The organism is Sorangium sp. So ce426 (assembly GCF_051475585.1).
Lineage (GTDB): Bacteria > Myxococcota_A > Polyangia > Polyangiales > Polyangiaceae > Sorangium > Sorangium cellulosum_B.
Genome location: NZ_CP150341.1, coordinates 9,260,832 through 9,270,189, shown reverse-complemented (window position 1 = coordinate 9,270,189; position 9,358 = coordinate 9,260,832). Strand labels below are relative to the sequence as shown.

The window sequence follows — 9,358 nt, the reverse complement described above, 5'->3', positions numbered from 1 at the left end:
GACAACCGGCGCCGATCGAATATTCCTCGGCGCGAGGCGGGGCCGCGGCGCGCGCCCCGCGGAACGGGGCGCGCTAGAAGCCGGGCTCGCGGAACTTGGCGCGCCCGGTCTCGGCAGGCGATCGGGAGCGAGGCGGGCTCGCGCTCGCGGCGGGGGTGGAGGACGGCGGCGCCGCGGGCGCGGTGGACGGGGCCGGCTCTGACACGCGCGCGGGCTCCGGGGCGCGCGGCTCGGCGGTGGCGACCCCCGGGCGCGGCTCCACCGTGACGGCCGGCGCCGCGGGCACCGCCACGGGCGGCGCGCCGGGGCCCTCCCCGAGGCCGATCCACAGGAGCGTCGCCGCCCCGAGCAGCGCGCCCGAGGCGACCAGCGCCGCCGCGGTGGCGATCGTCCGGGCGCGGCGGCGCGGGTCCAGGCGCGCGGGGGCGCGCCCCCTCGCCCTGCCGTCCGCGGCGCGCAGGGCGTCCTTGATCAGCGCCGTGCGACGTGAGGCGCGCGCGGCGAGCGCGTTGCGGATGTACCCCGTGACCTCGCCAGGGCGGCTGCCGAGGGTGGCGTCCACTTCCTCGAGCGCGTCCGCGAGCTCGGCCATCGTCGCGAAGCGCTCGGCCGGATCCTTGGCCAGCGCGCGCATCACCGCCGCCTCGAGCGCGGGGGGGTACCCGGGGACGAGGGGGCCCGGCGGATCCACCGGCTCGGGCCGCGCGATGCGCGCCATCGTCGCGAGGTCGTGGCTGGCGGCGAACGGGTGCGTGCCCGTCGTCAGCTGATAGAGCACGATCCCGAGCGCGAAGACGTCGGACCGCCGGTCCAGCTGCTCGCTATAGACCTGCTCGGGCGCCATGAAGAGGATCTTGCCCTTCATGTGCCCGGTGTTGGTCGTCGGGTTGTCCACCTGCGCCATGGCCTTGGCCACGCCGAAATCGGCGATTTTGACCGAGCCGTCCCGCGTGATCAGGATGTTGTGCGGCGAGACGTCCCGGTGAACGAGCCCGACCAGCGCGCCGTCGTCGTCCCGTAGCTCGTGGGCCGCATGCAGCCCCCGCGCCGCCTCGATCGCGATCCTCACCGCGACGGGCAGGGGGAGCGGGCTGCCCTGCTTGCGGGTGCTGCCGCCGAGCAGCGCCACGAGCGCGTCGCCGTCGATCCACTCCATCACGAAGTAGAGCACCCCGCTCTGCTCACCTTGATCCAGGATCGCGCACACATTGGGGTGCTTGATCCGGGAGGCGATGCGCGACTCCGTGAGGAACATGCGCTTGCAGCGCGGATCGCTGGAGAGCGCCGGCAGCATCGTCTTGACTGCCACGATCTTGTCGCCCGCCGCCCCGCCGCGCTCTCGGGCCGCCCACACCGTCCCCATTCCGCCCTGCGCGATGGCGATCAGCAGCTCATAGCGGCCGAGAAGCTGGCCTGGCACAAGATCGACGGGCGCTATCACGGCTCGTACCTGCGACTCCTGTGTCGTCGTGAGTCCGACCATGCTGAAGCTCTCACCGACAGTGGAAGAGCTTTCCAGGCGGGTCGTGCAAGAGCGTTCCAGGATCGGACGCCAATCTCAAACAATTTTCCAGTTGTCGAGGATCGGTCGGCGTGAGTACGGTTAGACTGCCTCTATCGCTTGGTGATGGAAGGAGGCGTGGGTGAAGCATCGGATCACCATCGGCGGAGTGGTATTCTTCGCCCTGGTCGGCGTCGGTCCGGCTGCGTTCGCCGAGCCTTCCCCGGAGGACGCCGGCCGCGCGCCGCCGGCCGCGGCCGCGAGCGACACCGCGGCTGTGGCTGCGCCCCACAAGCCGAGCGCCGCGGAGCTCGCGTCCGCGCGGCGCCTCTTCGCGCTCGGCCTCGCCGCGGAGGACAGCGGCCAGTGGGCAGAGGCGCTGGAGACGTACGAGCGCATCAGCAAGATCGTCGTGTCCCCGCCGCTCTGGTACCACCTCGGCGTCTGTCACGAGGCGCTCGGTCACGTCGTCGAGGCGCTCAACGCATTTGAGCTCGCTGCGTCCGGCGCGACAGCGCGGAACGAGATCGCGCTCGCCAGGGAGTCCCGGGCACGGCTGGAGAAGCTTCGCGTGAAGACGTCGCAGATCGTCCTGCGGCTGCCCGAGGACGCGACCGGCGTGCGCGTCGAGATCGACGGTGAGCCGATCCACGCCGCGCTCGTCGGCGCGGCCATCCTCGTGAGCCCGGGGGCGCGGCGGGTCGTTGTGGCGGCCGAGAACTATGCGGCGCGGTTCGACGCGACGGTGCAGGCCGAGACGGGCGCGGTCGTCGAGCTGCGGGCCGAGCTCGGCCGCAAGCGCTCGCTCGCGGTCCCGCTGTCGAGCGCGCCCGCGCGCCGGGCGCTGCCCAGCGCGCCCGCGCCCGGCCCGCGCATCTCGCCGGTGGTCGTCGTGGGGACGGCGGCCGCGCTCGCCGCCGGCGCCGTGGTCACGGGCGCCATGGCGTACGACGTGCGGCACAGCTTCCTGAAGAAGAACGAGGACCCTGCCCCGGGCTCGCTGGGCGAGCGGCAGGCGCTGCGCGACCGCGGGCAAGCGCTCGCCGTCACGAGCACGGTGCTCACCGGGGCCGCCGTCATCGCGGGCGGCTTCGCCACCTACCTCTTCTGGCCCTCGTCCCCCTCGCCCGCGGCTCCTCCGGACGCCGCCGGGCGGCGGCCCGCGCCCGCGCCGCGCATCCCCCGCCCGACGGCGCTCTCGCCATGGGTCGGCGCGGACGGCGCCGGGGTCGCCGTGCGGGGAGCGCTGTGAGCGGCGCACCTCGCCCTGGAGCCGGCGTCGTCGCCGCGCTCGCCCTCGCCTGCGCGGGCCTCGGCGCGTGCGCCTTCATCGCGCCGTTCCCCGACGTCGCGGCGGATCCCGTGCCGGTGGGCGAGGGGGGAGGCGGCGGCGGCGCCGGCGGCGGGGCGGCCGGCGGCGTCGAGGTTCAGGAGATCTGCGTTCCCCTCACCGAGGCGGACTGCTACGCGGGGCCGCAGGGCACGCAGGGCGTCGGCCTCTGCGTCGCCGGCGTCGCCGCGTGCAACGACGACGGGACGGACGTCGGCGCCTGCGTCGGCCAGGTGCTGCCCGCGTTCGAGAGCTGCGCCACGCCCGAGGACGAGAACTGCGACGGGCGAGCGTGCACGGGCGACCCCGTGCACAGCGTCGCGCTCGGCGGGGCCGGCGCTCAGCAGGGCCTGGGCGTCGCCGTTTCGGCCGACGCCGTCGTGGTGGTCGGCTCGGCGTCGGGCAGCACCGATCTCGGCGCGGGCCCGTCGGACGAGCTGGGCGCGCTCGGCGAGCCGGACGCTTTCCTCGTCTCGTTCTCCCGCGACGCCTCCAGGCGCGAGGGTCGCTTCCGGTTCGGCCGCCGCTTCGCGGACAGCGTCGCCCGGGCGGTCGCGCTCGCGCCGGGGGGCGACGTGGTGCTCGCGGGCAGCGCGGCCGGCGACGTCGATTTCGGCGGCGGCGTGCTCGAGGGCGCCGGCCGCCGCGCCGACGTCGTCGTGGCGCGGTTCGACGCGACCGGGGCGCACCAGTTCAGCCGGCGGTTCGGCGACGACGCCACGCAACACGCGGCGGCGGTCGCCGTGGACCAGGCGGGGAACGCCTTCATCACCGGCGAGTTCTCGGGCACGCTCGACTTCGGCGAGGGCCGCCGGGGCGAGCGGTTCACCCTGGAGAGCCACGGCAGGAGCGACGCCTTCCTGGTCAAGCTCGACGCCGCCGGCCACGTCGAGTGGGCCAAGCGGTTCGGCGGCCAGGGAGATCAGGCCGGTACCGGCGTCGCCGTCGACGGCGACGGCGACATCGTCGTCGTCGGCTGGTTCAGCGGGGAGGTCGATCTCGGGGGCGAGAGGCCGCTCACCACCGACGCAAAGACCAACCTGTTCGTCGCGAAGCTCGACCCCTCGGGCGATCACGTCTGGAGCAAGGCGGCCGAGGCGACCAACGCGGCCGAGGCGCTCGGCGTGGCCGTCGATGGAGCGGGCAACATCCTCGTGACCGGCTCGTTCCGGAGGGCGATCTCCCTCGGCGAGTCGCTGCTCACGAGCAATGGAGACAAGGACGTCTTCCTCATCCGTCTGGACGACAACGGCGTCCTGCAGTGGTGCGAGGACTTCGGCGACGACGCCGACCAGGAGGGCGCCTCCGTCGCGGTCGATCTCGCGGGCAACATCCTCCTCACCGGCTCCTTCCTGGGGAGCCTCGACATCGGCGAGGAGGCGCACTCGGCGGTGGGCGCCGCCGACGTGTTCGTGGCGAAGCTCGACCCTGCCAGCAACCCGATCTGGCTGCGCTCGTTCGGCGACTCGGGCGAGCAGCGCGGCGCCGCCGTCGCCGTCGATCTCCTCGGTGATGGCTGGGTGACCGGCCGCTTCGACGGCGTCCTCGATCGCGGGGCAGCCACGGCCGTGAGCCAGGGCGCCGGCGACGCGTTCCTCGTGCAGATCGGGCCGTGAGCGCCGCTCGCTCGCCGTGAGCGCGGCTCACTCGCCGTGAGCGCGGCTCACTCGCCGGCGAGCGGGTAGATCGGCCGGATGTCGATCGGGATCCCCTCGAGGCCGCCGAGCGCCTGCTGCATCGGCGCCGAGACCTCGCCGTATCTGGCGAGGAGCTCGCCGGCGGCCTGCCTGTCGCCGCGGTGCTGCACCATGCAGAGATCGCGGACGAGGCGGGTGATGGCGGCCTCGAGCTCCTCGGCGTCGACGGTGAACCGCCGTGTCGCCGGGTCGAAGCGGGCGGCGCGCTCCTCGAGGAACCGGTTGATCTGGAGCGCGGCCCCCTTGCCGTGCGCCTCGGCCACGCCGAATCGGGTGCTCCTGAAGAGCCCCGCGAAATAGGAGATGAGGAGCTTCTCCCTGAAATCGGCCGCGAAGTGGCCTCGCTGGATCATGAAGAGGACGTTGTAAGCGCCCATCACGTCGGCCTTGGCCTCCTCCAGCGCGGAGTAGGTCGGGCCGAGCGCGATCCGCACCTCGACCCGCTCCCCGCTCGCGGTCGTGAACGCAGGGCCGAGGCTGTGAGAGAGCTCGTGGAAGAGCGTCTCGTTGAAGAACGCGTCGGAGGACAGGTGATCGAGCTGCGCCGGGTCGAGGATGCGCTCGGCGATAGGGCGCATGATCAGCTCGAACTTCGTCTCGATGACGTTGCGGAGCAGGACCTTCTTGGCCCCCTTCTCGGCGCGGACGCGCTCGTCGTTCGGCAGGTTGAACGCGATCGTCTGGACCGACTTGCGGGCGTCGCCGGCGCTGAACACGAGGTCGACGACCTGGATGGGGCTCTCGCCGCCCCGCGCGGTCTTCACGTCCTCGGGGACAGGCAGGTTGCGCTCCATCTCCGGGAGGAGCTCCTTGTACTTCGAGAGCTTCCGGGAAGCGTCGGGATCGCTCACCGTGACGAACGACTCGAACGAGGCCTTGAGGCCGAGGAGCTCGTCCTCGTAGGTCTCGTAAGGGCCGATGGTCACCTCGACGCGGCTGTCGAGGTCCATCCAGTCCTTGTCGGATGCATAGTAGTCGTCGGAGCGGAACGCGGCGGCCCGGGACCTCAGGAACCGCCGAAGGCTCTCGCTCGCGGTGAGCGCCGCGGCCTCCTCGAGGAGCGCGCCGGCGGGGCCGAGCCACGCGGCGTAGGCCTGGCTGTACGGCACCGCGACGAGCCGGCCCTGGTCCCGGCGGATGAGCGTGAACAGGCTGTTGAAGGCCTCCTTGTCGCCGGGGTGCTGCTCGACCCACGCGTTGAGCTCGTCGGCCGAGAGATCTTCCGGGTAGAAGCCAGCGCCAGGCGGATGGGGCCTGTCGATGGCGAAGGGGCGGTGGTGATCCTGCCTGTCCCACGGGCCGCGCATGATGTCGAAGTAGGCGAGCCTGTCCCGCCCCTCCGGTGTGCCGTCCGCGACGAGCTCCTCGCGGAGCTCCGGGTTCCCGGCGTAGGCCTGCCGATCGAACACGGGATCGAGCTGCCGCGAAGCCTCGATGAGCTTGCCGAGCGCTCTCCTCTCCGGCTCGGGCAGATCGTCGATGTCCGCGGTGAGCCTGGCCGGCGCGAACTGCTTGACCTTCTCGGACAACATCGGGACCTCCTTATCTCATGAGATGAACTCCCCGGCTCAGGGGCGGCTCGCTGGGACGGGGTGGGCGTCGCGGTACTCGCGGATGGCCTGGGCTTCGTCGATGGCGTGCTTGAACCCGGTCGCGGCGCGGAACGCGGCGCCGTCCACGACGACGGGGTACTTGATGTGGGTCAGCGCCGCGCGCGGGAGCTTCGGCAGCCCGAAGCGGCCGAACGCGTTGCGCAGCACGAACTCGGGGAGGGGCACCGCCACCCGGCCCGCCGCGCGGATGATGAGCGACAGGGGCACAGGCTGCGGGCCAGAGACGTTGTAGACGCCGCGGATGCGCTTCTCGAGGGCGAGGCAGATGGCGGTCACGACGTCCTGCTCGTGCATGAACTGGAACAGCGGGTCGAACCCGAGCACGTACGGGACGCGGGGGCCGCGGAGGAAGCTCGCCAGCGTGCCGTGGCCTGTCGGGCCGAGCGTGTAGCACATGCGAAGGACGGTCGTGCAGAGCTCGGGAGCGCGCCAGAGCGCCGTGCAGGCGTAGAGATCGGCCGCGACGAGGTCGGCGAGCTCGGGGAAGGTGGACACCGCCATCGGAGGATCCTCCTCCGTGTGGTAGAGCGGCGACTCGGGGCCGGCGCCGTAGTAGGTGTGTCGGCCGACGAAGATCACGTGTTCGACCCCGCAGGCGCGGCTGTTGTCGAAGACGACGCGCGTGCCGCCGAGGTTGATCCGATACCGCTCCTCCGTCTGCTCCACGAGGTGCGTCACGGTCGCCATGTGGATGACGGCCTGGGGCCGGCTCTTGCGGAACACGTCCTCCGCGGCGCGCTTCTGCAGATCCACGTTGTGCATCTCGATGCCGGCCGGCGCGGTCGGCCACGGCCGCCTGTCGATGCCGATCACCTCGTGCCCCTCCTCGAGGAGGCGCGTCGCGACCATGCGGCCCAGCTGGCCGGTGATCCCTGGGATGAGGACCCTCATGCGTGCTCCTTCGATGAGGCGGGCCTGGGCGGCGTGGCGCCGCGCCAGTCCAGCGAGAGCTTCCCGCGGCGCCGCTCTCGCCCGGCCTCGATGAGCTCGGCGATCCTCGCCTTCACCTGCTCGACGTGGCCGAGGATCACCTCGTCTTCCTCGGCGCCGGTCCCGGCGAACGTCATCGGCTCGCCGTACGTGATCTCCAGCTGGACCGGCAGCGGCGCCGGGACGAGGTACGGGGTGATCGGGATGTACGGCACGCCGAACAGCCGGCCGATCGTGTACGAGTTGGCGATGGTCGGCACCGCCTCGCCGCCGCCGACGAAGCCGAAGGGGATGACGGGCGTCCTCGTCTTCATCGCGAGCCGGACGAACCCCGATCCGAAGTGCACGAGCGAGTTGCGCTCGCTGTAGAGCTTGGCGGTGCCGCGCGCGCCCTCGGGGAACACCATGAGCAGCCGCTCGTCCTCGAGGAGGCGGCTCGCGTGCTCGGGGAGGCCGGTGAACTGCCCTGTGCGGCTCGACCAGAGCGAGGTGAAGGGGAGGCGATTGATGAACTTCTCCGCCATCCCCTCGGCCAGGCGCGGAGGATCCATCGCGAAGAACATCGACGCGACCACCATCGCCCCGTCGATGGCGACTCCCCCGCAGTGATTGCCGACGAGCATCGCCCGCCCGCGCGCGGGGACGTTCTCCAGGCCCGTCACGCCCACCGAGAAGTAATGATGATAGAAGAAATCCAGGAGGGAGAAGAAGAGACCCAGGTGCTTCCGGGAGATGCCGTAAGGATCGACCCCGAAGCTGTTGAAAGGGATCTCCAGCCGCTGGACGCGCTGGGCAATCGAGTCGCTGACGAGCAGTGTCAAGGGTCACCCTCCGGGAGGCTTCGGCGCCCGGAGGGTATGCGCGATCGGGCGAGGAGCACAACCTCCGCCAACCGGCGCAAGTGGCAGCCGGCGCGGCGGAGCCATGGACCACGCGCCGAGCGCCGGGCGCGCTCGTCGAGGATCGCTCCTCGAAACATAACGCGCCGCGGCGACGCCTTCGCGACCGGTCGTCACCGCGCGCTCGTCGCTGGATCGAGGCGCCGCGCGTCGTGCGCGTGGTGCGCGTCGTGCGCCTCGTGCGTGTCGTGCGCCTTGTGCGCCTCGTCATTGAGCAGCCGTGCTGCCCGCGGTATGGGGTCGGCCATGTCGATCCGATGCCGCGCTTCCGCGCTTTCCTGCCGTTCGGCCGGAGAACGTCCCTGCGACGCCCGCCGGGAGGTCGCCTCGTGACAGCGCTCGTGATCCGCCGGGCGGCGCCCACCGATGCCGCGCTGATCGCGGCGAACAACCGGGCCATGGCGCTCGAGACGGAGGGCAAGGTGCTGGATGCCGCCACCACCCTCCGCGGCGCTGCCGCGCTGATCGCGGATGCCGCCAAAGGGTTCTATCTGGTCGCCGAGCACGCGTCCGAGATGGCCGGGCAGCTGATGATCACCTACGAATGGAGTGACTGGAGAAACGGTACTTTCTGGTGGATCCAGTCCGTTTATGTGACCCCCGCGCAGCGGCGCAGCGGGGTCTTCCGGGCGCTGTATCGGCGAGTCCACGAGATGGCGGCGGACGCGGGGGACGTATGCGGTATCCGCCTGTACGTGGAGACAGCGAACGCGCGAGCGCAGTCGACGTATGTCGCGCTCGGAATGCGGCGCTCGCACTACGAGCTCTACGAGCTCGATTTGGCCTTCGGCTCGTCCTGAGGGGTCCGGCTCTCCTGGTTCGAACCAGGGGGGACGACCGCGGCCATCGACGGCCAGGAGCCCTTGACGAGGGCTCGCATCGCGGCCGTCTTCAGCGCCACCTCCCCGGGATCGAGGAAGACGCCGAGGGCCTGGCGGATGTGAGGGAGCGTGCGGATGAGATCGGCTGGCGTCATCGCTTCGGGCGGTGACACATCGCTCCGCTCGCAGGCCTCCTGGATGATCTTTCTGGCGAACGCGGGTGCGAGGCCACAGCACTCGACGACCTGCTCAAAAAGCGAGCGCATGAGCTGGTTCCCCCCGGGGTAACGTCCGACGACCGGCGCGTCTTTCACTTGGGCGAGCACATACCGCCCCACGACAAGAATAGCCTACCTCCCCTATCGCGCTCGTGAGGCGACCACTGACGTTCTGCTGTTTTCCGTGAGCATGTAGGCGACGCTGCGGCGCGTTCAATGTGCGATAGCGCGACCCGACGTCGCGCTATGGGCGCCGAGGTCGCGGGTGCCCGCGGTCGTCGGGGTGTTGGACGTGTCTCCATGGTCGGAGTGTTGGACGATGCGGCGAAAAGGATCATGGCTCGGCCCG

Annotated in this window: 9 protein-coding genes; 3 read left to right on the top strand and 6 right to left on the bottom strand. The window is 71.5% G+C overall.

The window, feature by feature from the left end; all coding sequences use genetic code 11:
- Nucleotides 1–73: 73 nt before the first annotated feature.
- Nucleotides 74–1,420, bottom strand: coding sequence for a serine/threonine-protein kinase (locus tag WMF44_RS34645; RefSeq protein ID WP_437294322.1), 1,347 nt, complete (start codon nt 1,418–1,420; stop codon nt 74–76).
- 223 nt (nt 1,421–1,643) lie between these two features.
- Between WMF44_RS34645 and WMF44_RS34640 the strand changes: the two genes are divergently transcribed.
- Both WMF44_RS34640 and WMF44_RS34635 read left to right on the top strand, forming a co-directional pair.
- Nucleotides 1,644–2,753, top strand: a complete 1,110-nt coding sequence (locus WMF44_RS34640) for a hypothetical protein (RefSeq protein ID WP_437294321.1) — start codon at nt 1,644–1,646, stop codon at nt 2,751–2,753.
- On the top strand, nt 2,750–4,447 hold the full coding sequence (locus WMF44_RS34635) for a hypothetical protein (RefSeq protein WP_437294320.1): 1,698 nt from the start codon (nt 2,750–2,752) through the stop codon (nt 4,445–4,447). Before WMF44_RS34640 ends, WMF44_RS34635 begins: the two co-directional genes overlap by 4 nt.
- A gap of 47 nt (nt 4,448–4,494) precedes the next feature.
- On the opposite strand, the gene WMF44_RS34630 is transcribed toward WMF44_RS34635, so the two are convergent.
- The 4 genes from WMF44_RS34630 to WMF44_RS34615 all read right to left on the bottom strand — a co-directional run bounded on the left by WMF44_RS34630 (nt 4,495) and on the right by WMF44_RS34615 (nt 8,218).
- Nucleotides 4,495–6,060 carry a dipeptidyl-peptidase 3 family protein gene (locus WMF44_RS34630; protein WP_437294319.1) on the bottom strand — a complete coding sequence of 522 codons (1,566 nt, stop codon included), beginning with the start codon at nt 6,058–6,060 and terminating at the stop codon, nt 4,495–4,497.
- Between the two features lie 36 nt (nt 6,061–6,096).
- Entirely contained in the window at nt 6,097–7,032 is a 936-nt protein-coding gene (locus WMF44_RS34625; protein ID WP_437294318.1) for an SDR family oxidoreductase, read from the bottom strand.
- Complete coding sequence (locus tag WMF44_RS34620; protein ID WP_437294317.1) at nt 7,029–7,892, bottom strand: lysophospholipid acyltransferase family protein; 864 nt, start codon at nt 7,890–7,892, stop codon at nt 7,029–7,031. Before WMF44_RS34620 ends, WMF44_RS34625 begins: the two co-directional genes overlap by 4 nt.
- Nucleotides 7,893–8,083: 191 nt before the next feature.
- The gene (locus WMF44_RS34615; RefSeq protein WP_437294316.1) at nt 8,084–8,218 is read right to left on the bottom strand and encodes a hypothetical protein; all 135 of its coding nucleotides are present in this window, start codon (nt 8,216–8,218) and stop codon (nt 8,084–8,086) included.
- Between the two features lie 81 nt (nt 8,219–8,299).
- Between WMF44_RS34615 and WMF44_RS34610 the strand changes: the two genes are divergently transcribed.
- On the top strand, nt 8,300–8,770 hold the full coding sequence (locus tag WMF44_RS34610) for a GNAT family N-acetyltransferase (RefSeq protein WP_012239112.1): 471 nt from the start codon (nt 8,300–8,302) through the stop codon (nt 8,768–8,770).
- Here WMF44_RS34610 and WMF44_RS34605 read toward each other — a convergent pair.
- Nucleotides 8,737–9,057, bottom strand: coding sequence for a hypothetical protein (locus WMF44_RS34605; protein WP_437294315.1), 321 nt, complete (start codon nt 9,055–9,057; stop codon nt 8,737–8,739). The two genes, WMF44_RS34610 and WMF44_RS34605, sit on opposite strands and share 34 nt — an antisense overlap.
- Between the last annotated feature and the right edge of the window lie 301 nt (nt 9,058–9,358).

What these genes read in the sequence shown, in the direction of transcription:
- WMF44_RS34605 (WP_437294315.1), bottom strand. Translation starts at nt 9,057, where the DNA reads ATGCGCTCGCTTTTTGAGCAGGTCGTCGAGTGCTGTGGCCTCGCACCC.
- WMF44_RS34625 (WP_437294318.1), bottom strand. Translation starts at nt 7,032, where the DNA reads ATGAGGGTCCTCATCCCAGGGATCACCGGCCAGCTGGGCCGCATGGTC.
- WMF44_RS34615 (WP_437294316.1), bottom strand. Translation starts at nt 8,218, where the DNA reads ATGGCCGACCCCATACCGCGGGCAGCACGGCTGCTCAATGACGAGGCG.
- WMF44_RS34630 (WP_437294319.1), bottom strand. Translation starts at nt 6,060, where the DNA reads ATGTTGTCCGAGAAGGTCAAGCAGTTCGCGCCGGCCAGGCTCACCGCG.